The sequence below is a fragment of the Pseudoalteromonas sp. S3431 genome (assembly GCF_000690035.1).
GTDB lineage: Bacteria > Pseudomonadota > Gammaproteobacteria > Enterobacterales > Alteromonadaceae > Pseudoalteromonas > Pseudoalteromonas fuliginea.
Window position 1 is genome coordinate 101024 of the sequence record NZ_JJNY01000012.1, and the last position, 24527, is coordinate 125550.

The window sequence follows — 24527 nt, forward strand, 5'->3', positions numbered from 1 at the left end:
TATCAAATATTACAGTCGCTATTCGGCGACTGTAATATTAGGTCTGAGTGATTACAACTAGTTTATGCAGCTCCCAATCCCTTACTAAGTCGACTAAAAGAATTTTTATACATTTTTGCAACTGCTTTTGCCATAAAAGCTATATGGAAGGGGAGTTTAATAGTCTTTTAATTCTAGCTTCCAAGACTTAAATCGGCGGTTACTTTAAATAAACCTCAGTAATTTCAGCTCTAAAATGGCCAAGCTCTTGCGACACGGTTTCGAGAGCTACTTGCCTACTAAGCCCCAAACCTTTTAGTTCATTCATTCTCTCTTGTGCGTAGCTATGCCTTAGGCCATGGCCGCCATTAGAAAAAAATAGAGCGCGATTAGATGCTTTTGAAAATGAGCATGAACATTTATGACCACCACCAATATCATAACGTTGTAAATAGTTAATTTCCCTATCACGAACCGTTATAGGCTGTGCTAAGCGCCTTTGTTCTAGCTGTGTAGCCAGTGCGTTAGGTATTAGTACATCACGGATTAGGCCGCCTTTACCTTTCACTGTATAAATACTACCTTCCCGATGTAGCCATTTACTTCAAAGACTTGGCGGCAATAGGCTTTACATTCTGAGGCTTTAGCTATTGTTAAAAGCTCATACGCTCTTTGCTATTTTTTAACTGAGAGTTAAATACAATTAAATTTTTAGCCACTATTGATGGAAGTGAAATAATGCTGTTTTTAGCAACATTGCTAGTCAAAAGTAAAATTTAAGTGTTTATGTAAATTAATTTATTGTTAGTATTAGGTTATGTTTATTGGAGTTTTGAAAGCCATTCATTCTGGGAATTGTATAGTGCCAAAGTTTCAGTATAAGTTTAAAGCATTCGTTATTGCTACTATTAGCGTATTGCTAGTTATGTTGATTGACTACCCATTAGAGGTTGTTTCTAAAAAAGCTTTTTTGCGCTCTCAAGTAAAGGCTGATTTTAATTGGTTTAAAAGCGATTTAAATAAACAGTTAAAGCAGCTTAATGACTTTTTTGTTGAAAATGACAACCTTACTCCTTCTTGTACCCCAGCAACGCTGTTAGCACTGCGTAAAGCGCACTTTAATATTCAAAATATAGCTGAACTAGGGATTAGAGACCCTAAAGGTAATTTAATTTGTACGAGTTGGCAAAAACTTAAAAAGCCTATGAAAACATCCGGAATTAAACCAACTAAATCTAAACGATTACGCTTTTTTGGGCCTATTGCTGCTAATTTTATTGGTGAAACCGCTTTAATTATCGCTAAAACCAGAAGTGATGGATACGAAATTAATGCATTGCTACCGCAATCGCTGTTAAATCGCCGTATTAATGAACTCGATAGAAATTATACTTATGTTGCTACTGTTGATGCTAGAAAAGGTAAAGTAGTAACAGTGGTTGGGGATTATACTTTACCGATTAACTACCCGCTATTTCCATTAACAAAACCGCTTACTGTAAAAGGTGTCGTATTTGATGATGCAAAAAAACATTTTTTAATTATTGAGCCACTGAAATATTTACCACGCCTTGCCTTAATGATAGCGATTGATGAAAACGTACTATACGAAGATGTGTATTACCCCTCATATAGCCATGTTGCTTTGTATATCATTATTTTTTTGTTGATTTTCATTTTTACAGAGGTGTATCAACAAAACTACCAAAGTAGAAAAAGTGAATTGCGAAATTATTTAAAACAAGGGCGTTTTGTTAATTATTATCAACTCATTTGGGATTCGAATATAAAACAGTTTGCTGGGGCTGAAACATTGGTTCGTTTAAAGCATCCTATTGAAGGTGTTTTAACACCAAATCGTTTTTTACCTGATATCGAAAGCAATCATCTGAATATAAGCCTTACCTATGCTGTAATTAAAAACTTAATAGCAGACTCCGCAGAGTTAATTGGTTGGGATAGCAATATAAAAATAAACATTAATATTACAGGTGAGCATTTAAAGGATGCTTATTTTAAACAGTTAGTTTTTTCGTTAAACGCTGTTATTCCTCACTTGGTTCTGGAACTGACAGAAAATGAGTTAATTGATTTAGACGATCAAGAAGTCATTCAGACTATGCAAGACTTCAAAGATCAAAATATTCTAATTGCAATTGATGACTTTGGAACTGGTTATGCGGGCTTACAGTACCTCAAGGCATTGCCTTTAGACATATTAAAAATTGATAGAAGTTATGTCAGTGCTATAGGCACTGAGTCACAACTGGCTATTTTGCTTGATGCATTAATTGAGCTTGCTAAAACGATTGGAATTGATGTTGTTGCTGAGGGGGTTGAAACCCAAGAGCAAGCTGATTACCTTTTATCAAAAGGGGTATTTTTACACCAAGGTTGGCTTTATCACAAAGCGAGCCCTGTGAGTCAGATTATTGGTAACCTTGAGAAGCGCATACTTTAAATTTAAAAAAGTTTTGTGCAACAGTAATGCAGCGTCATCGAATGTTTACTCGTTTTCTAAAAATACGTTCTAATTTTTTCGATATACATCATGATCCATATCGTAAATATTGACGCTTAAGCTATCAGAGTCTCTGCAGTAGGTTTTTAAACATGCGAGTAGGTGCTCACTTAACATTTGTTTTTGTTCTACCGTTCGCCCTGCCATTATATGCACTTGAATATGAATAAACCCTTCTTTACCTATACCTAGTTGGTATTGTTGGTATGCAATTGCGCGTGTTTTAATTGTTTCTAAATCAAAAAGTCCGCTTTCAAAAGTACTGTTATGAATTTTCTCTACTAGTACTTGTGGTAAAACAGGGAGGTCTTCTGAGTGTTCAATAATAATATGCGGCATTTAGGCGTTTCCTATTATGAGTTACTGCATTAGCGAGGGTTAATTGTATCAAATACAACAGGGTTCGCTAAACCTAGGGCTATCTAAAATCTTTACTTTAAACTAATTTAGTCGTATTTATTTTTGATGTTAGTATAAAACAAACAGGTGAACCTTTGCTTAGTGACGTAGATGCTAAGTTACCTATTATAGATAAGGATAAGTATGAAATTACCACAAAAATTTAAACGTTTAGCTTTACTTGCAGGTGCGGTAGTTACGTTGAGTGCTTGCTCTGATGATGTTGCGTCGGTAAGCCTTGGGTTATTTACAACTAAAGATGTCGTGGTTAATTCGCAGCAAGATCCGATTATTAAAGGTGTTACGTGCCACATTAGCCATATTGAAGCTGATTTAGACTTTTCTGATCCGTCTGATATGTCAATTGCGTGTCGTCAAACGGGGCCTATTACAGCACAGCAGCTACAAGAAATTGACCGAAGTAAGTCGGGCGAGGTGGTATTTAAATCATCTAAAAGTATTTTATTTAAATCTTTAAAGGTACGTCGTATTTACGATGCTGAAAACCGCACCTTATTGTATTTATCGTACTCAACGAAAGAATCCAGTGGCAGCCATCATCATGCGCTATCAACAGTGCCGCTATACAATACTCAAGCGTGGGAATGGGCGCTTACACAAAAAAACTAAACTAGCACCTAAAACTTATAAGAGCACCTTATGTTAGCTTTATTTAAATCGGCACCATTATTGGAAGATCAAGAACAGCAATGGCTTATTGATACGTTTATTTGGGCGGTAGAGAATTTTGATGCGGAGTACTTTACTAAGCAAACAAAAATAATATTGCCGACAGCAGCGTTTTTTCCTGATTCGGTATCAAGTATTGAAGAAATGGCGACTAACGTTTTTACCCGCGTTACTAATTATGCAGGTATGAGCGCGTGGCCTATTCAGTTAGTTGCGCCTCAGCAATTGCAGCCTCAGGTTTTTCCACACTTTGAATTTAGCAATGAAATACGTGGAGAAGGCTGCCATTTAATTGTGCCGCCAAGCCATAAGGTCAGCATTTCTTTTAATCCTAATCAGATTAATCAGCCACAAGATTTAGTAGCAAGTTATGCGGGTACTCTGGCCACTATACTTATTCATCACGTTGGGGTGCTACCGCCAGGTGGTAGGGAGTATTTACCACAAGCTGCCGATGCGCTTGCCTGTTTTTTAGGGTTTGGTGTGATGATGAGCAACACGGTGTATCAGTTTAAGGGCGGTTGTGGTTCTTGTTACAACCCATACGCTAACCGTGAAGCTAAGCTAAGTGAAACACATACGGTATTTATGCATGCCCTTATTAGTTACTTTAAAAACGATAAAGTCTCTAAAAAACACTTAAAACCGCATCTGCGTGGTCAGTTTAAAAAAGCACAAAAAGAAATTAAAGCATTGGTAAATAACTCGGCCAACCCGCTGTTATTAGCTTATTCACCAAACTAGCAAGGACTTGCGTGGAATACTTAGATGAATTTTTACTGATTGTTATTGCTCATTTTTTTGCAGTAGCAAGCCCTGGGCCTGACTTTGCCGTTGTGCTCAAGCAAAGTGTGCAACAAGGTAGGTGCAATGCATTGTGGACAAGCGCCGGTGTTGGCGCTGCTATTTTACTGCACGTTGCCTATTGCGTGTTAGGTGTAGCGCTTATTTTAACGCAATCGCCTAGTTTATTTATGGCGCTTAAGTACCTTGCTGGTGCATATTTAGCTTACTTAGGCGTGCAAGCTCTTAGAGCTGCAAAACCGCCTGCAAGTAATGAAGGCGAGGCTGCAAAAAATATTGAAAACAAAGCCGTTCAAGAGGAACCCGTTTGGGTGGCTTTTAGGCGCGGCTTTTTCACCAATGCATTAAACCCAAAAGCCACGTTATTTTTTATGTCGTTATTTACACTCGTGATTAGTCCAACAACACCTACTAGCGTGCAGATCGTTTATGGCGTGTACATGGCACTGGCTACTTGGGTGTGGTTTTCAATGCTTTCAATAATGCTTTCTAGAGATAATGTGAGGGGCTTTTTCCAGCAGCGTGGTTATTGGTTTGACCGTGGAATTGGCGTTATTTTAATTGCCCTTGCAGTACGTGTTGTTATTTAACTTATTTAAAAAGCGCAGGAGATAAAATGCCGTTATATAATTTTTCGTTTGGCTCTAATATGTCATCTAACCGTTTGTTGGCGCGTTTACCGAATGTAAAGCGTGTAGGAACAGCGGTACTTAAAGGTTACGAGCTTACTTTTGATATGTTATTTAAAGATGGCTCAGGTAAGTGCAGTATCTGCCCAAGCAATAAAGAAGATGCGTTGGTTTATGGCGTTATTTATGAGCTTAATGAAGAAGAAAAAACCATTTTAGACAGTATTGAGGGCGTAGGTTACGACTGCGTAGATATAACCCCAACGCTTTTAACGGGTGAGACTGTAGCCGCACATTGTTATATAGCTAATACCCATGACAGCGATGTACTCCCATACGATTGGTACATAAAACACGTTCATCGCGGCGCACTTGAAGCAGGCGTACCAAAAGAATACAGTGATGCAATACTCAATAGGCCGCACAAAAGCGATACCAATAAAGAGCGTGCCGAAATTGAATTTGCAGTTCATCAAAAATAATAAAATAGGATTGATATGAAATTAACCAAATTAGCCGCAATTGCATTACTAGCAAGCACTACGTTTAGTAGCTGGGCACAAGTCGATACCAACAAAATTGACGACGTTATTAAAGCGTCAATGGCACGTTTTGACGTACCAGGTATGGCAGTCGCCATTGTTGAAAACGATAAAGTGATATTTGCTAAAGGCTTTGGTGTAACTAATCTCGATACCAACAAAAAAGTAAACAAAGACACCTTGTTTGGTATTGCTTCAAACACCAAAGCGTTTACAACAGCGGCACTTGCCAAGTTGGTTGATGAAGGGAAGTTGAGCTGGGATGACCGCGTAATTGATCATTTACCAGAGTTTAGATTGTACGACTCGTACGTAACACGCGAAATGCGTATTCGTGATTTATTAAGTCACCGCAGTGGGCTAGGGCTTGGGCAAGGCGATTTAATGATTTGGCCAAGCACGGATAAGCCCGTTGATGAAATTTTAGCGGGATTACAGTATTTAAAACCAGCGAGCAGCTTTCGTAGTAAGTACGCTTATAACAACTTGATGTTTGTTACCGCTGGCGAAGTGGTTGCACGTGTGTCGGGTATGAGCTGGAACGATTACATCGAAAAAAATATATTACAGCCGCTACACATGGACAACTCACGCGCAGGTTTTTCACGCATCCCAAAAAGCAACACTAACTGGGCAACAGGTCATATTCCTATGGATGGCTCACTTCATCCCTTTTTTGTGAACTACCTAGAAGACTTTAGAGGCGCAGGCGCCATCGCTTCAAGTGTAAGCGATATGAGTCAATGGCTTCGTACGCAATTAGCGGGCGGTAAAATGCCTAATGGCGAGCAGCTGTTTAGCGAAAAGCAACAAGCGCAAATGTGGCACCCACATATTACGTCTATGGCATCTAAAAGCGCGTTTGAGTCGTACCATCAGCAATTTAGAGGGTATGGGCTAGGTTGGAGCATTGAAGACTACCACGGCTTTAAAAAGTTAGGTCACGGCGGTGGTATTTTAGGTATGGTATCGCAAGTTACTTTATTGCCTGAGAAAAAACTCGGTATTGTTATTTTATCTAACCAACAAGCTTTTGGTGCGCTTTCGGCAGTAACCCATGAAGTACTTGAAGATGCGCTTGAACTTGAAGATAAAGACTGGGTAGAAGATCTAGCTAAAAAACATTTTGAAGGCAAGCAACTCGCGTACGCTAATGCAAAACCAGAAGCACCTGCTGACTACCAGCCACAATTACCAAATATTAATTACACCGGTACATTGCACGATGACTGGTACGGCGATGTGATTATTGAGCAGCTCGATAGCAAATTACACATTGATTTTACGCATACTAAACGTTTAAAAGGCACACTTGAGCACTACACTGGCAATACATTTATTGTTAAGTGGGATGAAAAGCTACTTGAAGCAGATGCGTTTATTACCTTTGATATGGATGTTAGTAATCGTGTAAACAGCGCTAAAATGCGTGCAGTATCAACACAAGTGACCGACTTTAGCTTTGATTTTAGAAACCTGCATTTAAAAGCAAAGTAGTTAATAGTTTTGATATTTAAAGTGTTGATATACACCAAAGTCGCAAAGCCACCAGCCGGTGGCTTTGTTATATTAAGCTTTTACACCTTGTAAGGGACTTTTTTATGCGTACAGCAGTTATTTCTCATCCTCATTGCCGTAAGCATAAAATGATAGACGACCATCCTGAGTGCCCAGAGCGCTTAGATGCAATTACCGACAGATTATTAGCCAGCGGTGTAGATGTTGGCTTAACACACCTGCAAGCACCTAAGGCCGAGCGTGAGCATTATTTACTTGCTCACGATGAAGCTTTAGTTAAACACGTAGAAACTACACTACCAACGGAAGGACTCGCTAATTTAGATGGCGATACTTGGCTGTGCCCCGATTCGTTTAAAGCGATTGAGCGTGCAGTAGGTGCAGGATTGTTAGCTGTTGATGAAATACTTGCCGATAAACTCGATGCTGCTTTTTGCTCAGTACGTCCGCCAGGACACCATGCGAATAAGGATTCATCATCTGGGTTTTGTGTGTTTAATAACTTAGCTATTGCCGTTAAGTACGCACAAAGCAAAGGGGTTAAACGCATTGCTATTGCGGATTTTGATGTACACCATGGTAATGGCACACAAGACATTTTTATTGATGACGAAAATGTACTGCTTTGTTCGTTATTTCAGTATCCGTTTTACCCAAATACAGCAGTTAAAAATAATAGCCATATAGTTAATTCCCCTCTGCCAATTGCTAGTAATGGCGACGACCTAAAAGAGGTGTTTACTGGGCAATGGTTACCAAAATTAAAAGCGTTTAAGCCTGAATTACTTTTTATAAGCGCAGGGTTTGATGCACACCTAGAAGATGATATGGCAAGCTTAAAGTTTGTTGAAAGTGACTACATTTGGCTCACCGAGCAGCTATGCAGTGTGGCAAAGGAGGGCGGTTGCAAAGGGGTTATTTCGTATTTAGAAGGTGGCTATGCGCTATCAGCGTTAGGTCGTAGTGCTGTAGCGCATATAAAAGTGCTTACTGAGGTTTAAATAATAAGAGTGTTTATAGCCCTAGTAAATCAAACGCCTGCGCTGTGCTTAGGGTTTTTATTTTACCAAGGCAACATTGTCCTTCATTTAATAAGTAAGCTGTAACAAGCTGTGCTAGCTGCTCGCCACTCAATTCAGGGCAAACAGTGCCTTGTAAATTAAGGTAGTCACCTTGCTTATTAAGTACTCGCACGTCGCTTAGCTCACTTTGCATAACGCTGTGTAAGCACTCTTGTTGCTCTTTTTGGTTTTGAGCTATCTCAAGCTCATTATAAATAACCAATAACTGTGGGTAGCTGTTTAACATAGCCCGTTAGCCTACGGTTACTTCATAAGACGTAAATTTACGAATATTAATAACGCCTTTTTCAAAGATTAGGTACTGACCTTTAATACCTTGTAAAACACCACTTACAACAGGGTCTTTATCAAAGTTAAATGAGCTGATTTTTGTTGGGTATTCGGTTACTGGAAAATCTAAATCAACCACATCTTCGTCAAGTTGCTCTATTGCTGTTGCGCCAAATAACTCACTTAGCTCGTTTAGTTTTTCGCTAATTTGTGGAATTAACTCAGCCGCTGCTGCTTTTAAATCAAGTGCGTCGTTTTGGCCTTTTAACATATTGCGCCAATTGGTTTTATCGGCAATAAATTCAGCCAAAGCAACTTCCACTAAACCCGATTGCAGGCGAGTTTGCACTTTAAAAATAGGTAATGCCTGAGTAGCGCCTTGATCCACCCAACGAGTCGGTATTTGTGTGTGGCGGGTAATACCTACTTTTAATCCAGAAGTGTTAGCGAGATACACATAGTGTGGGATCATGCAATTTTCTTCGCCCCACTGTGGCTCTCGGCAAGTGCCTTGATCGTAGTGGCAAGTTTCTGGTTTCATAATACACATGTCGCAACTAGCGAGCTTGCGCATGCATACAAAACAGTGACCTTGAGAATAGCTTTTTTTGGTTTTTTTACCGCAGTTAGAACATAAAATAGTGCCACTAAAGGTGAGCGTAAGCTCCTTACCTATAAATGCATTTAAGTCTACTAAGTGCTCACCTACAGGTAAGTGATATTGTACTGGTTCGGTTAAACTCGATTTTAGTTTACGCAGTGTGCCTTGCATCTTTACTTGGCCCCTAAAGATGTTAAAAAGAGGAGTCTAACATTTTTAAGCTATATTGGCTTTTTAAGAAGTGTAAATAGTCGGTGTAAGGCAGTGCTTTTGCGTATAAATAACCTTGGGCAGAATCAGCATTCATGTCTTTAAGTAAGTGATGAATCTCCTGAGTTTCTACCCCCTCAATTGTTATTGATAAATTAAGGTTGTGCGCCATATCAATGGCTGTTTGTACAATAACTTGATGAGTGGGGTTATTAGGTAAATCAAAAACAAACGACTTATCTATTTTTAGTTCACTAAAATGGTAGTTAACTAAGTAGTTAAGTGATGCGTAACCTGTACCAAAGTCGTCTAAAACAACGTTAATGTCTAATGCCGATAATTCATCAACTAATTTAATGAGTGCATCTTGACTCTCTACAAAAGCTGATTCGGTTAGTTCAAACTTAAGTAAACGAGCCGGTACTTGGTATTTAATGAGTATATTTTCTACTTTTTCAGCTAAGTTATTTATGGTCAAGTTTTTAGCGCTGAGGTTGACGCTAATAGTATGATTGATGTAACCATTTTTTGTTAGTTCGGCAATATCTTTACACGCTTGTTCAATGACCCACAGTGTTAGTTCGTTAATAATACCTGTATGTTCAGCAAGAATTACTAACTCTTCAATCGGTAAATTATTAAAGGTTGGATCGGGCCAGCGTAGTAAAGCTTCTGCGCCAATTACTTGGTTATTTAATAAATTTATTTGTGGCTGGTAATAGAGTGTAAGTTGATTTGTTTTTATGGCTTTTTGTAGCTTTGCAGCTAAGGAAACGTCCATCATTTGGTTATTCACGTTTGATGATAACCCTACTTGATTAACACTACTTTTTGCTTTTTTAAGTGCTAAATATCCACGTTTTAACCAATACTCAAAGTCGTTAGTTTTACCCGCACAGCTAATGCCAATACTGTAATTAAGTTGCAGGTTTAGCCCTTTTATTTCGTATTGTTTTGGTAAGTTGCTAATTACTTTGGTGAGAAGTGCTTCTAGCATTTCTTGGTTTTGTGTTTTAGTCGAAATACAGGCAAATACGCCGCTATTGAGATCGGCTAATCGAGGGATGGTGTTTAAGTTAGTATCAAGATTTATAAATTCGCGCTCGTGGCTCAATTCTAACTCTAATTCTCTCGCTATATGTTTTATAAGTGCATAGCCTTGAGAAGGGGTAATTATAGTATTAAGAGAGTTAAAGTGGCGTATTTTAATCAAACACAAAGTTGTTGAGCGGTTTTTTGCTTGTAACTCCATAAAGGTTTGCTTGAGCTTAGCACTATTAAGAAGCTTTGTTTGTTGAGTGTGCGTAGCGTGATATAAAGCACGTTCACGCTGATACCTAACTCGGTCTGCTAATGCCATTGCCATTAATATTACTTCGCATAGTATAGCCATTAAAAAGGCGTGGCGTGTGGTAAAGCTATAAGGTAAAAGGCCAGTCAGTTCCATAGGTTGAATTGCCGCGCCAAAAATTAGTGGCACCCATGAAAAAACATAAAATTTAGCCCATCTAAAACCACTACGTAATTTGTTATAAATTAAAATAATACACGCTATATAAAGTAGGCTCATCACTCCAAAAAAAATAGGTGCTGCTATATTTTCAGGGATAAAAAGGCTGCTTACAGCAAGAACAAACATAAGCTTAAGTAGCGCTGTACTCATTTTATAGCGCCAGCATTTTTCTTTGTGGTAACGTAAAAACATAATACAGAAGGAGAGGGTAAAAAAAGCAACGCCGTAATTACCAAGTACTATTTTTTCGTGAATAAATAATTGCCATTCCATTGGCCATAAATAAAAGCCAAAACCTAATACCGCTCCCATTAGTATAATAGCGCTAATAATGTAGCCAATATAAATTAAGTAAACTCGGTCTTTTATACCAAAATAAAGAACAAGATTGTACAGTGCAGCCATTAGCAATACGCCAACAAAAATCCCCCAAATCCCTGTTTGCGAACGCACTAAGTCAATAAACTCTTTATCACGATATAAATTTACAGGTGTTTTACTTATACCTATCGTATCTATTTTCATTACGAGTCGTTGTGAGGACTTACTTTCGAGCGAAAAGCGGATATGCGGCACACTGTATTGAAATAAAGTAAGTGCTTGTTCTTTATCTCCGAGCTTATAAGTATCAATTAATTGGTTGTTTTTATTGAGTCGAAAAATAGTTAGGTGATCAACCATGGGGTTATCAAAATGGGCAACAACGTTTTCTTTTTTGAAGCTCTTATTTTCTAAATCGAGAAACAGCCAATAATTTTGTTGAGTAAAACTCCACGGTATTTCCGAAAATTTTTGATGAGAGAGTAACTGCGGCTGGGTTATAACATCGTCAAAAGTAAGGCTCTTAGTTTCATCAATATAGTACGCGTAATCAAGATATACGGGCGCGGTTTTATCAATTGTATATCGTGTAGGCACGACGAGGTTTGATGCCAGTGTACTTATAATAAAAAATATAAGTACTAGTATGGCAACAGCAATTGCATGATAACGTAAAGTTCTTAGTTCCAACGTTTGCGTACTTTTAAAAAAACTTTTAATTAGTGTAGCACTAAAAAAGCGCAGAGAGACTGCGCTTTTGTAGTTAAATTAACTGGTTATACCAATAAACTGGTATTATAAGCCTATTGCTCGCGTGCAATAGCACGATAAGCAATATCTGTACGATATTCCATACCATTCCAGCTAATTTGTTTAACAAGCTCATAGGCGCGTTGCTGCGCTTGCGTAACAGTATTACCAAGTGCTGTTGCGCATAATACGCGACCGCCTGCGGTTACAACGTCATTGCCACTTTGTTTAGTGCCTGCATGAAACACTTTTTCATCTGCAGGGTAATCAACTTTTAGCCCCGAAATAGCATCGCCTTTAGGGTAATCGCCAGGGTAACCTTTAGCGGCAAGTACAACACCAACAGCTGCACGTGGGTCAAACTTAATTGTTGTTTTATCAAGTTCTACACGGTTAGCGGCTTCAATCAATTCAACTAGGTCTGATTGCAAACGTAGCATCATTGGTTGAGTTTCAGGGTCGCCAAAGCGACAGTTGTACTCAATGACTTTAGGGGTGCCTGTTTCGTCAATCATTAAACCTGCGTATAAAAAGCCTGTGTATGGATGGCCTTCGCTTGCCATGCCTTCTACCGTAGGGTAGATCACTTCGTTCATAATACGCTGGTGGATTTCATCAGTAACAACTGGCGCAGGTGAGTATGCACCCATGCCACCCGTATTAGGACCCGCATCGCCATTGTAAGCGCGTTTATGGTCCTGACTGGTCGCAAATGGTAATACGTTTTTACCATCAACCATTACGATGAAAGACGCTTCTTCACCGTCTAAAAACTCTTCAATAACAACACGACTTCCCGCATCGCCAAAAGCATTACCCGCAAGCATATCGCGAATAGCTTCTTCGGCATCGGCTTGCGTCATGGCTACAATTACGCCTTTACCCGCAGCTAAACCATCTGCTTTTACAACAATTGGCGCGCCTTTCTCTTTTAAATAAGCAAGGGCAGGCTCAATCTGTTCAAACGTTTGGTAGTCGCCCGTTGGGATTTTATGACGTGCTAAAAAGTCTTTAGTAAACGATTTAGAACCTTCAAGCTGAGCTGCGCCCGCCGTTGGTCCAAAAATAGCCATGTTATGTTCACGAAACTTATCAACAACACCCAGTACTAACGGTATTTCAGGACCTACAATAGTAAGCTCTACCTTATTTTGCTGTGCAAAATTAAGTAAACCATCTAAGTCGTCAACGTTTATTGCTACGTTTTCAAGTTTTGGTTCAAGTGCAGTACCTGCATTACCAGGGGCTACAAATACAGTATTTACTTTGGTGTTTTGAGCGGCTTTAAACGCAAGTGCGTGTTCGCGGCCGCCGCTGCCAATGACTAAAACATTCATGGCGAAAATTCCTATTTAAAGCGGTTTCTTAAATTTCAGCGTCATGCGGTCGCTTTCACCAATGGCTTTATATTTATCAGCATCTTGTTCGCCGAGTCTTAAGCTTGGTGGTAGCGTCCATACACCTTTAGGGTGATCGGCTGTATCTTTTGGATTTGCATTTATTTCACTGCTTGCTACTAATTCAAACCCTGCTTGTTTAGCAAGGTCTACTACGTAGCTCTGCTTCATATAACCTGATGTTTTTTGATCTTCGTCAGCACGTTCTTCAGCTAAACGGTGTTCAACTAAACCTAATGTACCACCTGGTTTAAGGGCTTTATAAAAAGCTTGGAATGCACTTAATGCACCGCTTTTATCTTTGCCCATGTACCAGTTATGTACATTACGAAATGTTAAAACCATATCGGCACTGCCAGCTGGCGCAATATCTAAATGTGTTACAGGTGCAAACTCAGTAATTTTAACGCTACTAAAGCGCTTATCTTCAGCTACTTTTTGTTTAAAGCCCGCAAGAGAGCGTTGGTAGTAGCCAACTGATGAATCAGCAGGAAAGTGCGCGGCATAATAAGTGCCTTGCTCTTTTAGTGCTGGCGCTAAAATTTCACTATACCAACCACCGCCGGGCGCAATTTCAACAACTGTCATAGTTGGTTTAAAGCCAAAAAATGCCAGTGTTTGAGCCGGGTGACGATATTCGTCACGAACGCTGTTTTTAGCACTGCGTTCGCTTGATTGAAGTGCATGTTCAAGGCTCGATTCGTGGTTATGGCTAAGCGCCATAGTCGATGTCATCGTTAGTGTGGCTACAAGTAGCGATTTTAGCGCAAATTTCATTGTTTGTTCCTTCACATTATAATTTTAAATAGGTTATTGAATAATCAGAATACGTGAATTTATAGCAAACAAAAAGGGTTAAACCAACGTTTAACCCTTTGTGTGATTAGTGGCGGAAATGGCGCATACCAGTTAGTACCATTGCCATGCCAGCTTCATCAGCAGCTGCAATCACTTCTTCATCACGCATTGAGCCACCAGGCTGAATTACCGCAGTAATGCCAGCGGCTGCGGCTGCGTCAATGCCATCACGGAATGGGAAGAACGCATCAGACGCCATAACTGAACCTTTAACTTCAAGGTTTTCGTCTGCAGCTTTTATGCCTGCAATTTTAGCTGAGTATACGCGGCTCATTTGGCCTGCGCCTACGCCAATAGTCATACCGTCACGGGCATAAACAATTGCGTTTGATTTAACAAACTTAGCTACTTTCCAGCAAAACAGTAAATCTTTAAGTTCTTGCTCTGTAGGTTGGCGTTTAGAAACAACTTTTAAGTCGCCTTGCGTTACCATGCCTAAATCGCGGTCTTGAACTAAAATACCGCCGTTAACGCGTTTAATATCTTGGCCAGCGGCTTTGCCTGTCCACTGTCCACATTCTAATAAACGAACGTTCTTTTTAGCTTCAACAATTTTTGCAGCGTCGCTCGAAATACTAGGTGCGATAATTACTTCAACAAACTGACGATCAACAATTGCTTGTGCCGTTGCTGCATCTAGCTCTCGGTTAAAGGCAATAATGCCACCAAATGCTGATGTAGGGTCTGTTTTAAAAGCGCGCTCGTATGCTTGTAGGATATTGTCGCCAATTGAAACACCACACGGGTTAGCATGTTTTACAATTACGCACGCTGGTACATCAAATTCTTTAACACATTCAAGCGCTGCGTCGGTATCTGCAATATTGTTAAACGAAAGGGCTTTACCTTGCAATTGAGTTGCTGTTGCAACTGATGCTTCAGCAATGTCACTTTCAACATAAAAAGCAGCATCTTGATGTGAGTTTTCACCGTAACGCATATCTTGCTTTTTAGTGAACTGCATATTGATAGTACGTGGGAATTTAGTCTCTACAGCAGCTTCCTCGGTGTAATCAGGCACCATTTTACCAAAGTAGTTAGCAATCATGCCATCGTATGCGGCAGTGTGCTCGTAAGCAGCAATCGCTAAGTCAAAACGTGTTTTATACGTAGTAGAGCCATTGTTGTTTTGCATTTCGCTAATAACACGGTCGTAGTCACTCGCGTTTACCACGATTGTTACGTCTTTGTGGTTTTTAGCGGCTGCACGAACCATTGTAGGGCCGCCAATATCAATATTTTCAATAGCATCTTCAAGGCTGCAGTTTTCTTGAGCGACTGTATTCGCAAAGGGGTATAAGTTAACTACAACTATGTCGATAGCAGAAATGTTGTTATCTGCCATTACGCTTTCATCTTGTCCGCGACGGGCTAATATGCCGCCGTGAATTTTTGGATGAAGAGTTTTTACGCGGCCATCCATGATTTCAGGGTGACCTGTGTGATCTGATACTTCAGTCACTTTTATGCCGTTATCAGCAAGTAGTTTACATGTGCCGCCAGTTGATAAAATATCAACGCCTTGCGCTTCTAGTGCGCGGGCAAATTCAACAATACCGGTTTTATCAGACACACTTAATAGTGCGCGACGAATGGGACGATGAGTATCCATTGTAGTTTGATTTCCTCAGTTAATGAGCTAGCTTAGAAGCGGGCATTTTAACTGATTACAACTCAAAAAACGACTTATAAAGCGCCGATGAGGGTGAGCATTTTGCAATTTGGTTAATAAGTTGTAGGCATAAAAAAAGCACCCGAGGGTGCTTTTTTTGCATAATACCAGTTGTATTGGATTAGTAAGTAGTTATAACGATAGAAAAACAAGTCTATAACAAGGCAAAAATTTTGCTGTGTAGTTATTCTACATAAAAAATTATTAACGACGTTATGGGCTTGTTTAGCTCGTTAGAATACTTACGCTTTCAATATAATTGGTATTAGTTCATGCCGTATTTTTTAAGCTTTTTACGTAAAGTACCACGGTTGATACCTAGTAAAATTGCTGCACGAGTTTGGTTACCACGTGTATATGTCATCACTTCTTCAAGTAATGGCGCTTCTAGCTCTGAAAGAACAAGGTCGTAAACGTCTTGCACATCTTGACCGTTAAGCTGCTTTAAATAGTGGTGAACAGCTTTTTTTACTGCATCACGCAATGGCTGCGGTTTCTCGTGTGACTGAACATGAGGGTTAGTGATAAATGGAGAAGTCACGTTTTGTTCGAACATTATTAAGTCTCTTTCTTTCTTAGTTAGCTGCTAGTGTTTTAAAGTATTGCTCTAATGCGACGACCTGTGCCTGTGGGTTGTCGAGCGCATTAAATACTCGCCTAAACTGACCATCACTGTCATGGGTTTGCAAATACCAAGATACATGTTTGCGAGCAATTCGCGCTCCCATTGGCTCACCGTAAAACATATGGAGGTTTGTTAAATGCTCCATTAATATACTGCGCACCTCTGCAATAGCAGGCGGCTGTAAATGTTCCCCAGTTTGCAAATAGTGGTCTATCTCCCTAAATATCCAAGGGCGACCTTGGGCGGCTCGGCCAATCATAATGGCATCTGCACCCGTATAGTCTAAAACCTGTTTTGCTTTTTCTGGTGATGTAATATCACCATTGGCAACAACAGGAATCGACACTGAACGTTTTATATCCCTAATCGTGGCGTACTCAGCATCACCTTTGTACATACATGCGCGCGTTCGCCCATGTACAGCAAGTGATGCAATGCCATAACGTTCAGCTATTCTCGCAATCTCTACACCATTACGGTTATCCGGATCCCATCCTGTACGGATTTTAAGTGTTACAGGTATATCTACAGCGTTAACGACTGCATCAATAATCTCTTCCACAAGTTCAGGAAACTGTAATAAGGCAGAGCCTGCGAGTTTCTTGTTCACTTTTTTTGCTGGGCACCCCATATTGATATCTATGATCTGTGCACCGTTAGCAACATTGAATTGTGCGGCCTGCGCCATAAGCTCAGGATCTGCTCCTGCAATTTGCACAGCACGTATACCCGATTCACCGCTGTGATCCATACGGTTCATCGACTTTTCTGTTTTCCAAACCTTAGGATTTGACGATAGCATTTCAGACACAGCTAAGCCCGCACCTAAGCGTCGACAAAGTTGTCTAAATGGTCTGTCTGTAATGCCTGCCATTGGCGCGACAATTACATTATTCTCAAGTTGGTATTTACCGATACGCACTATATTCAATAGGCCTCTTTTCAAGGGGCGCTAAGTTTACGGTTTTTTTAGCAAAAATCAAAGGCTATAAATTGAACAAAAGTGACTTTTTTTTGCCCTTTTCGTATTGACATTTGATAACCGTATGAGGAATGGCTTTATTTGTGCGAAATTTGAGCGTATTTTGTTTTTGCAACAAAATAAGTTTATTTTTTATTATGTAAAAAAATAGTAAAGCCTGTTAAATACAGGCTTTACATGCATGTTTTGAGTTAATGCTCTAAATTTGATTGTGCAGTTTATTACGCTTTTTTAGTGCCACTCACTCGAGTCCAATCACCTTCAACGGCAATGTCATCTAGCTCAATAAACGGCGCGTAAATATCGGCAACCGATTGGGCTTGCTCTTCTAATATGCCCGACATAGCAATTTTTCCACCTGGCTTGAGTAATCCCAAAATTACACTGTGAAGTTCACGCAGCGGTTGCGCCAAAATATTAGCCACCACAATATCAGCACTAAACTCAGGTTGGTTTTCTGGAAGGTATACTTCGAGTTTGTCTGCAACACCATTTCGGTTAGCGTTATCAAGGCTTGCTTCAAGCGCTTGAGGGTCAATATCTATCCCAATCATACGCTCTGCACCTAGTTTTATAGCTGCAATACCTAAAATTCCTGAGCCACAACCAAAATCAACAACCGTTTTACCCGTCAGATCTTGGCTTTCTAACCACTTAAGGCACAAGGCCGTTGTTGCATGTGTGCCCGTGCCAAAAGCAAGGCCTGGGTCTAGCAATACATTTACTGCATCAGGGTCTGGAATGTCGCGCCAGCTTGGGCAAATCCATAGTTTTTCGCCAAATTGAATAGGGTGGAAGTTATCCATCCATTCACGTTCCCAGTCTTTATCTTCAAGTTGCTCGATTTTGTATACTAAATTGTCTTTTAGCTCATCATGGCGCTTCAATAACGCAACAACTGCGTTCATATCGTGATTAGCTTCGAACAAGCCAATGACTGTGGTATCAGCCCAGAACACAACAGTGCCAATTTTAGGCTCGTAAATAGGGGTGTCTTTTGCGTCAATAAAGGTTACTGAAGCGCTACCCGCTTCCATTAATAGGTCACTTACTGCATCAGCTGTTGCAGCATTGGCATTAATACGAATTTGGATCCAAGCCATGGTTATTTCCTTCAAATAGAAAAAAGGCCGCTATAGCGGCCTTTTTAGTTTATATAGTAGCGCTAAATTATTTAGCGTCTAAAAAGCTTTTCAGTAAATCTGAGCGAGAAGGGTGGCGTAATTTACGCAGCGCTTTCGCTTCTATTTGACGAATACGTTCACGTGTTACGTCAAACTGTTTACCTACTTCTTCTAAGGTGTGGTCGGTATTCATATCAATACCAAAACGCATACGTAGTACTTTAGCTTCACGAGCTGTTAGGCCTGCAAGTACATCGTTAGTTGCGCCTCGAAGAGACTCCATTGTTGCCGAATCGATTGGCGAATCAATGGTTGTATCTTCGATAAAGTCACCTAAGTGAGAATCTTCATCATCACCGATTGGTGTTTCCATTGAAATTGGCTCTTTAGCAATCTTAAGTACCTTACGGATTTTATCCTCAGGCATCATCATGCGTTCTGCTAATTCTTCTGGATTTGGCTCACGACCCATTTCTTGTAACATTTGACGAGAAATACGGTTAAGTTTATTAATCGTTTCAATCATATGTACCGGAATACGGATTGTTCTTGCTTGGTCAGCAATAGAGCGAGTGATTGCTTGACGTATCCACCACGTAGCATAAGTAGAGAACTTATAACCACGGCGATATTCAAACTTATCAACGGCTTTCATCAGACCAATGTTACCTTCTTGGATCAAATCCAAGAATTGTAAGCCACGGTTTGTATATTTTTTAGCAATTGAGATTACAAGACGTAAGTTAGCTTCAACCATTTCTTTTTTCGCGCGGCGTGCTTTCGCTTCACCAATGCTCATTCGACGGTTAATGTCTTTAATACGCTCAATGCTTAAACCTGTTGTTTGTTCAATAACAGATAATTTATTAATACTACGAATGATTTCTGGCTTAACTTCTTCAAGCTTAGCTGAATACTTTTCGTTACCTGAAATTTCTAAATCAACCCAAGAAGCGTCAGTTTCGTTGTTAGCAAAGTGCTTAACGAACGTTTTCTTCGGTAATTTAGCAATTTGTACAGCTTGTTTCATGATTAGACGTTCTTGAACGCGAACTCTGTCCATCATTTCACGCATGTTATTTACCATGCGGTCAAACTGTTTAGGTATTAATTTAAAGGTTCTGAAAAGCTCGCCAATTTCAAAAATGGCAGCTTGTGATTCAGGATGCGAACGACCTTTAGCTTCAAACGTATCACGTGCTTTGTTGTATAAATCACGTAGATTTTCAAAATGAATGCGAGCTTCTTCAGGATCTGGTCCTGTGTCTATCTCTTCTTCATCTTCATCGTCGCTATCAGCATCGTCTTTGTCGTCTTTATCATCGTCGTCAAGTTGCTTAGCACTTAATTCTGAACCAATATTAGTTGCTGAAATTGGCGCTGTATCTTCATTCGGATCGATAAACCCAACGATGATATCGCTTAAACGCATTTCTTCAGCTTCAAACTTATCCCACTGTTCAAGTAGGTAAGTGATTGCTTCAGGGTACTCTGCAACAGAAATCTGAACTTGGTTAATGCCTTCTTCAATACGTTTAGCGATTACAATTTCGCCTTCACGTGTCAGAAGTTCAACAGTACCCATTTCACGCATGTACATGCGTACCGGATCAGTTGTACGGCCGATTTCTTTTTCTACAGTCGCAAGGGCTGCAGCGGCAGCTTCTGCTGCGTCTTCGTCTGTCGTTGTTTCTTGCATCATTAATTCATCAGCATCAGGCGCATTTTCGCTAACCTTGATACCCATATCATTAATCATGCTTATGATATCTTCTACTTGATCTGAGTCTATAATGTCTTGTGGAAGGTGATCATTTACTTCTGCAAAAGTTAAGTAGCCTTGCTCTTTACCTTTCTGAATCAGAAGTTTTAATTGTGACTGAGGAGTTGGATCCATAGAGATTTTTTCTTCCACTCTGATAAGTTGATACAACAGGCGCCATCATGTAGTTTGCATTTAAGCCAACTAGAATAATGTGACGCAGTGAATAGCACAGTATAACAGCCAAAAATAGATCTGACTAGCTGTTAGTGGCTTTTAACGCTGTCATTAACAAATGACATTCAAGTCTTTCATCGCTATTGAGACCTTGTGTCTTGTCCTTTATTAATAAGGTCTCTAGTCGATAATTTAAACACTGATCTTCAATAAATTTAAAAGTATTTTGAAAAACAGTCTCTAAACGCTCTTCATTTATTTCGTGTTGCCACGTTGCAAGCTTTATTAATGGCTCGTAATCTTCAGTTCCTCTAAAAAATTCGAGTAATTGCGCGGTGGTAACATTCTCTTTTTCTAATGCTTGTTCTTGTAGGCGCAGTAATAATCCAATACCGGCTATGCTCATTTGCGCTAAATCGGGCAAATAAGGAATACTTTTAGCCAATTGTGGGTGCTGAATTAAAATACCAATGGCCTGTCGCATAGGTGTTATTTTAAATTTTCGCTCAATAGAGTGCTGTTGCTTAGGTGTTTTTAAGCGACTATTAAGCTGCTCACGTGTTCGACCAATTAAACGACCGAGTTGTTCAAGAATGTTTTCTTGATAAAACTCACTGGGTATTTTTTCTATTAATGGCAGTGCAGCACTAAGTAATTTTGCCTTGCCAGAATCGAGTGTTAAATCTATTTCTAGGCTTAATTTATTGAATAATACTTTAGTAAAGTCATCGGCTTCACTCAAGCGTTGTTCAAACAGCTCTTTACCTTCTTTTTGTACTAGAGAGTCAGGGTCTTCACCATCGGGTAAAAAAACAAAATTTAAGGCTTTTCCGTCATTCAAATAAGGAAGAGCGTTTTCAAGTGCTCGCCACGCTGCATCTCGCCCTGCGCGATCCCCATCGTAACAACAAATAACTTTATCTGTTGTTCTAAAAAGGGTGTGCATGTGTTCGCTCGTAGTTGCAGTACCAAGTGCAGCAACAGCATATTCAATACCTTGTTCAGCAAGCGCCACCACATCCATATAACCCTCAACAATAAGTACATGGTCTAACTTTTTATGAGCTTGTTTTGCCTCATATAAACCATATAACTCAAAACCTTTATGAAAAATTCTGGTTTCTGGAGAGTTTAAATATTTAGGACCTTGGTCGGCTTGCATTACACGCCCACCAAAGGCGATAACACGTCCGCGTTTATCGCGAATAGGAAACATTAAGCGGTCGCGGAAAAAATCAAATTGTCTGCCTGGTGTTTTTTCTGAAGCGAGCTTTAGCTCAACTAATTGCTCTTTTTGTTCTTTGTTGCGGCCAAGCTGTAGGCATAAACCATCCCATTCACTTGGAGCGTAACCAATCATAAATTTTTTAACTATTTCACCACTTAAACCTCGGCCCTTAACGTAGTCTATTACAGCCGTTGAATTGCTGTGGTGTTTTAATTGGTGTTGATAAAAGCGTGCTGTGTGAAGCATTAAATCGTAATCAGAGCGCTTTTGTGCTGCGGTGCGTTCTGGTGCTGAACTTGTGCCTTGTTCTCGAGGTACTTCTAAATTAAGCATGCTGGCTATTTCTTCAATAGCATCAACAAACTCGAGCTTTTCGTATTCCATTATAAATGAAATCGCATTCCCGTTAGCGCCACAGCCAAAACAATGATAAAACTGCTTATCTTGAGATACCGTGAACGAGGGGGACTTTTCATTATGAAAAGGGCAGCAAGCTTGATAATCTTTACCTGCTTTTTTTAGACCTACTTTTGAGTCTATCAGGTCGACAATATCGGTTCTGGCAAGTAAATCGTCTATAAAGTTACGTGGGATCTTTCCAGCCATTAGTAAAATGCAGTCCTGAGATAATGATAAAAATAACGAATGTAAAATTTACTTTTTATACTCGCTTGGCGCAGAGTATAACGAGCTTTAACTTACCAAAACGAAAGCTAAATAAACAGAGTAGCTATAAATAATTTTATCTTTAAATAACCACATTGAAGCACTTTTTATTAAAGTTAAAAACAAAGAAACCGAGCACAAGGCTCGGTTTACTTCAATCATACTTTAATGTATGTGGGAGTATTAGGCAGTTAATCGTTGCTTAATTAAACCAGAGATCTTGCCCATATCGGCGCGACCCTCAGCCTTGCTTTTGATTATACCCATTACTTTACCCATGTCTTGCATACCTGCTGCATTAGTATCAGCAATAGCCGCGTCAATGAGAGCAATGATTTCTTCTTCACTCAATTGTTGAGGTAAAAAAGTTTCAAGCGCTACTATTTCATTGGCTTCAATATCAGCTAAATCATCACGCCCAGCATCTTTGTACTGAGTGTAAGAGTCACGACGTTGTTTAACAAGCTTCACTATAACGGAGGTAATACCTGCGTCGTCTAGCGTTATTTGCTCGTCAATTTCACGTTGCTTGATTGCAGCAAGTACCATACGAATAGGGTTAAGACGTTGCTTGTCTTTGGCTCTCATCGCATCTTTTTGCGCATCTTTTAGCGTTATTAAAAGGCTCATTTATACAAAACCTAATATATTAGTATAATTTAACGCGACGAGCGTTATCACGAGAAAGTTTTTTCATGTGACGTTTAACTGCAGCAGCTTTTTTACGTTTACGTTCAGCTGTTGGTTTTTCATAGTGCTCGCGACGACGAACTTCTGAAAGGATTCCTGCTTTTTCACATGAACGCTTGAAGCGACGAAGTGCTACGTCAAACGGTTCGTTCTCTCTTACTTTAATTACTGGCATTAAAAATTCACCTACCTAAATTATGAGCGTTGCTCAAGTTGATCAAACATTGATCAAGTGGTTCAAAAATGGTGCGGTATTGTAATCCGAAGCAACACCACATGTAAAGGACAATATTAACAGAAACACATCATGTAAAACAGTATTAATTTGATTGGCGTTGGTACAACCTAGAAAACACTTGGCCAGCTTTTTTTTCTTTAATTAACAGCCAGTTATCTGGTTTTGTGAATGAGTTTAAATCACTTTCAACTTCAACGTAAATTAAAGCTTCTGAGCTGAGCCATTGATTCTTTTCTAAAAAATCGCAGCTAATTTGGGCTAGGTTTTTACGAAAAGGGGGATCAACGAAAACGAGGTCAAAAGGTTCATTTAGGTTTTTTTGTTCTAAAAACGATAATGTATTTATATTTTTTACGTGCGCGTTTTGCAATTTTAAAGTTGTTATATTGTGTTCTAATTGCGTTGCTGCTAATAAATCAAGCTCAATAAAAGTAGCGCTTTTAGCAAAACGAGATAATGCTTCAAACCCTAAACCACCAGAGCCGGCAAAGCAATCAAGTACGTTTGTATCTCGTGTATCTTGCATTAACCAGTTAAATACTGTTTCTTTTATGCGATCGGTGGTTGGACGCAGACCTTGCACATCCTTTACTGGTAGCTTTCTGCCACGAAATTGACCGCTTATAATTCTAATAAAGCCATCACTTGATTTATTAATTACTTTATTTTGCGCCGTTTTATTTCTCATTTAGCTCACTAAAAAATGGTATCTGGGATCTAGCTCAGATAATATTGCAGTAGATTACGTATAGCTTCATTTTTCAACTGCATTAAAAGTGTTACTATTTAGCTCTTAATGTTTTGAACTGTTTTTTTGCTGGCAGATATTGCCGAGCACAATAAAGCTATTTTCAAATTTTAGTTTATCAGATTTTTATAAGTGGTTATTAGCAAGTATGGCAAAAAAAAGTAAATTCCTGTCTTGGTTTGGTTTTGGTAAGTCAGATGAAAAACAAGCAGAGCAAGTAAAAGAAACTAATAACCAACAAGCGTTGGCCGAACAACAAGAAGCTGAGCGTATAGAGCAAGAGCGCGCTGAAACAGAGAAGCACGATGCAGAGCAAGCTGAAAAGTTAGCGGTTGAACAAGCAAATGCTGAATTATTGGCAAAAGAACAAGCTGATGCCCACGCAAAACAATTAGAGCTGCAACAGCGTTTAGCCGAACAAGAAATGCAAATGCGCCTTGAGCAAGAGCGAATTGCGGCTGAAAAAGCTGAAAGCGATCGTTTAGAGCAAGCACGAGTTGCAGCTGAACAAGCTGAAAGCGATCGTCTAGA

Annotated in this window: 23 protein-coding genes and 1 pseudogene; 8 read left to right on the top strand and 16 right to left on the bottom strand. The window is 39.6% G+C overall.

Annotated elements, in window-relative coordinates; all coding sequences use genetic code 11:
* Positions 1-199: 199 nt before the first annotated feature.
* Positions 200-547 (bottom strand): hypothetical protein, encoded by a 348-nt coding sequence (locus DO88_RS0118200; RefSeq protein ID WP_007376006.1) that lies wholly within the window; start codon positions 545-547, stop codon positions 200-202.
* Positions 548-841: 294 nt separating this feature from the next.
* Here DO88_RS0118200 and DO88_RS18535 point away from each other — a divergent pair, with 294 nt between their 5' ends.
* The gene (locus DO88_RS18535; RefSeq protein WP_007376007.1) at positions 842-2440 is read left to right on the top strand and encodes an EAL domain-containing protein; all 1599 of its coding nucleotides are present in this window, start codon (positions 842-844) and stop codon (positions 2438-2440) included.
* 69 nt (positions 2441-2509) lie between these two features.
* Here DO88_RS18535 and DO88_RS14790 read toward each other — a convergent pair whose 3' ends face one another.
* Positions 2510-2839: a 5-carboxymethyl-2-hydroxymuconate Delta-isomerase gene (locus tag DO88_RS14790; RefSeq protein ID WP_007376008.1), complete on the bottom strand. Its 330-nt coding sequence runs from the start codon at positions 2837-2839 to the stop codon at positions 2510-2512.
* 204 nt (positions 2840-3043) lie between these two features.
* Here DO88_RS14790 and DO88_RS14785 point away from each other — a divergent pair, with 204 nt between their 5' ends.
* From DO88_RS14785 to DO88_RS14760, 6 genes are all read left to right on the top strand, one after another.
* Positions 3044-3529, top strand: coding sequence for a CreA family protein (locus DO88_RS14785; protein WP_007376009.1), 486 nt, complete (start codon positions 3044-3046; stop codon positions 3527-3529).
* A 30-nt stretch (positions 3530-3559) separates the two neighbouring features.
* Positions 3560-4333: a hypothetical protein gene (locus tag DO88_RS14780; RefSeq protein ID WP_007376010.1), complete on the top strand. Its 774-nt coding sequence runs from the start codon at positions 3560-3562 to the stop codon at positions 4331-4333.
* An 11-nt stretch (positions 4334-4344) separates the two neighbouring features.
* Positions 4345-4983 (top strand): LysE family translocator, encoded by a 639-nt coding sequence (locus tag DO88_RS14775; protein WP_007376011.1) that lies wholly within the window; start codon positions 4345-4347, stop codon positions 4981-4983.
* A gap of 26 nt (positions 4984-5009) precedes the next feature.
* Entirely contained in the window at positions 5010-5504 is a 495-nt protein-coding gene (locus DO88_RS14770) for a gamma-glutamylcyclotransferase family protein (protein ID WP_007376012.1), read from the top strand.
* A gap of 15 nt (positions 5505-5519) precedes the next feature.
* Positions 5520-7061 (top strand): serine hydrolase, encoded by a 1542-nt coding sequence (locus DO88_RS14765; RefSeq protein WP_007376013.1) that lies wholly within the window; start codon positions 5520-5522, stop codon positions 7059-7061.
* 104 nt (positions 7062-7165) lie between these two features.
* Positions 7166-8083: a histone deacetylase family protein gene (locus DO88_RS14760; RefSeq protein WP_007376014.1), complete on the top strand. Its 918-nt coding sequence runs from the start codon at positions 7166-7168 to the stop codon at positions 8081-8083.
* Positions 8084-8096: 13 nt separating this feature from the next.
* Here the strand turns inward: DO88_RS14760 and DO88_RS14755 are convergent, their stop codons facing one another.
* The 14 genes from DO88_RS14755 to rsmD form a co-directional block, all read right to left on the bottom strand.
* A complete protein-coding gene (locus DO88_RS14755; protein WP_007376015.1) occupies positions 8097-8390 on the bottom strand; it encodes a hypothetical protein in 294 nt (97 codons plus the stop codon).
* A gap of 6 nt (positions 8391-8396) precedes the next feature.
* Positions 8397-9206: a DUF2797 domain-containing protein gene (locus DO88_RS14750; protein ID WP_008136908.1), complete on the bottom strand. Its 810-nt coding sequence runs from the start codon at positions 9204-9206 to the stop codon at positions 8397-8399.
* A gap of 22 nt (positions 9207-9228) precedes the next feature.
* The gene (locus DO88_RS14745; protein WP_033031038.1) at positions 9229-11769 is read right to left on the bottom strand and encodes an EAL domain-containing protein; all 2541 of its coding nucleotides are present in this window, start codon (positions 11767-11769) and stop codon (positions 9229-9231) included.
* A 113-nt stretch (positions 11770-11882) separates the two neighbouring features.
* Positions 11883-13166, bottom strand: a complete 1284-nt coding sequence (gene purD / locus DO88_RS14740) for a phosphoribosylamine--glycine ligase (RefSeq protein ID WP_033038208.1) — start codon at positions 13164-13166, stop codon at positions 11883-11885.
* A gap of 15 nt (positions 13167-13181) precedes the next feature.
* Positions 13182-14003, bottom strand: coding sequence for a class I SAM-dependent methyltransferase (locus tag DO88_RS14735; protein ID WP_007376020.1), 822 nt, complete (start codon positions 14001-14003; stop codon positions 13182-13184).
* A 106-nt stretch (positions 14004-14109) separates the two neighbouring features.
* Positions 14110-15696 (bottom strand): bifunctional phosphoribosylaminoimidazolecarboxamide formyltransferase/IMP cyclohydrolase, encoded by a 1587-nt coding sequence (gene purH, locus DO88_RS14730; protein WP_007586526.1) that lies wholly within the window; start codon positions 15694-15696, stop codon positions 14110-14112.
* A gap of 325 nt (positions 15697-16021) precedes the next feature.
* Positions 16022-16312: a DNA-binding transcriptional regulator Fis gene (fis, locus tag DO88_RS14725; RefSeq protein WP_002957804.1), complete on the bottom strand. Its 291-nt coding sequence runs from the start codon at positions 16310-16312 to the stop codon at positions 16022-16024.
* Between the two features lie 19 nt (positions 16313-16331).
* Entirely contained in the window at positions 16332-17303 is a 972-nt protein-coding gene (dusB, locus tag DO88_RS14720) for a tRNA dihydrouridine synthase DusB (RefSeq protein ID WP_198022396.1), read from the bottom strand.
* Positions 17304-17584: 281 nt separating this feature from the next.
* A complete protein-coding gene (gene prmA / locus DO88_RS14715; RefSeq protein ID WP_002957801.1) occupies positions 17585-18466 on the bottom strand; it encodes a 50S ribosomal protein L11 methyltransferase in 882 nt (293 codons plus the stop codon).
* A 67-nt stretch (positions 18467-18533) separates the two neighbouring features.
* The gene (gene rpoD, locus DO88_RS14710) at positions 18534-20384 is read right to left on the bottom strand and encodes an RNA polymerase sigma factor RpoD (RefSeq protein ID WP_007376024.1); all 1851 of its coding nucleotides are present in this window, start codon (positions 20382-20384) and stop codon (positions 18534-18536) included.
* Between the two features lie 124 nt (positions 20385-20508).
* Entirely contained in the window at positions 20509-22260 is a 1752-nt protein-coding gene (dnaG, locus tag DO88_RS14705; protein WP_008136894.1) for a DNA primase, read from the bottom strand.
* A gap of 243 nt (positions 22261-22503) precedes the next feature.
* The gene (locus DO88_RS14700; RefSeq protein ID WP_007376027.1) at positions 22504-22950 is read right to left on the bottom strand and encodes a GatB/YqeY domain-containing protein; all 447 of its coding nucleotides are present in this window, start codon (positions 22948-22950) and stop codon (positions 22504-22506) included.
* A 19-nt stretch (positions 22951-22969) separates the two neighbouring features.
* Entirely contained in the window at positions 22970-23185 is a 216-nt protein-coding gene (rpsU, locus tag DO88_RS14695; RefSeq protein WP_002957797.1) for a 30S ribosomal protein S21, read from the bottom strand.
* A 145-nt stretch (positions 23186-23330) separates the two neighbouring features.
* A complete protein-coding gene (gene rsmD / locus DO88_RS14690; RefSeq protein WP_007376028.1) occupies positions 23331-23936 on the bottom strand; it encodes a 16S rRNA (guanine(966)-N(2))-methyltransferase RsmD in 606 nt (201 codons plus the stop codon).
* A gap of 208 nt (positions 23937-24144) precedes the next feature.
* Between rsmD and DO88_RS14685 the strand changes: the two are divergent.
* Positions 24145-24527 (top strand): annotated as a pseudogene (locus DO88_RS14685) (hypothetical protein); the annotation flags it as partial.

What these genes read in the sequence shown, in the direction of transcription:
- DO88_RS14700 (WP_007376027.1), bottom strand. Translation starts at nt 22,950, where the DNA reads ATGAGCCTTTTAATAACGCTAAAAGATGCGCAAAAAGATGCGATGAGA.
- DO88_RS14785 (WP_007376009.1), top strand. Translation starts at nt 3,044, where the DNA reads ATGAAATTACCACAAAAATTTAAACGTTTAGCTTTACTTGCAGGTGCG.
- DO88_RS14760 (WP_007376014.1), top strand. Translation starts at nt 7,166, where the DNA reads ATGCGTACAGCAGTTATTTCTCATCCTCATTGCCGTAAGCATAAAATG.
- DO88_RS14765 (WP_007376013.1), top strand. Translation starts at nt 5,520, where the DNA reads ATGAAATTAACCAAATTAGCCGCAATTGCATTACTAGCAAGCACTACG.
- DO88_RS14780 (WP_007376010.1), top strand. Translation starts at nt 3,560, where the DNA reads ATGTTAGCTTTATTTAAATCGGCACCATTATTGGAAGATCAAGAACAG.
- purH (WP_007586526.1), bottom strand. Translation starts at nt 15,696, where the DNA reads ATGGATACTCATCGTCCCATTCGTCGCGCACTATTAAGTGTGTCTGAT.
- DO88_RS14790 (WP_007376008.1), bottom strand. Translation starts at nt 2,839, where the DNA reads ATGCCGCATATTATTATTGAACACTCAGAAGACCTCCCTGTTTTACCA.
- rpsU (WP_002957797.1), bottom strand. Translation starts at nt 23,185, where the DNA reads ATGCCAGTAATTAAAGTAAGAGAGAACGAACCGTTTGACGTAGCACTT.
- rpoD (WP_007376024.1), bottom strand. Translation starts at nt 20,384, where the DNA reads ATGGATCCAACTCCTCAGTCACAATTAAAACTTCTGATTCAGAAAGGT.
- prmA (WP_002957801.1), bottom strand. Translation starts at nt 18,466, where the DNA reads ATGGCTTGGATCCAAATTCGTATTAATGCCAATGCTGCAACAGCTGAT.
- fis (WP_002957804.1), bottom strand. Translation starts at nt 16,312, where the DNA reads ATGTTCGAACAAAACGTGACTTCTCCATTTATCACTAACCCTCATGTT.
- DO88_RS14770 (WP_007376012.1), top strand. Translation starts at nt 5,010, where the DNA reads ATGCCGTTATATAATTTTTCGTTTGGCTCTAATATGTCATCTAACCGT.
- dnaG (WP_008136894.1), bottom strand. Translation starts at nt 22,260, where the DNA reads ATGGCTGGAAAGATCCCACGTAACTTTATAGACGATTTACTTGCCAGA.
- purD (WP_033038208.1), bottom strand. Translation starts at nt 13,166, where the DNA reads ATGAATGTTTTAGTCATTGGCAGCGGCGGCCGCGAACACGCACTTGCG.
- DO88_RS14735 (WP_007376020.1), bottom strand. Translation starts at nt 14,003, where the DNA reads ATGAAATTTGCGCTAAAATCGCTACTTGTAGCCACACTAACGATGACA.
- DO88_RS14755 (WP_007376015.1), bottom strand. Translation starts at nt 8,390, where the DNA reads ATGTTAAACAGCTACCCACAGTTATTGGTTATTTATAATGAGCTTGAG.
- rsmD (WP_007376028.1), bottom strand. Translation starts at nt 23,936, where the DNA reads ATGAGAAATAAAACGGCGCAAAATAAAGTAATTAATAAATCAAGTGAT.
- DO88_RS14750 (WP_008136908.1), bottom strand. Translation starts at nt 9,206, where the DNA reads ATGCAAGGCACACTGCGTAAACTAAAATCGAGTTTAACCGAACCAGTA.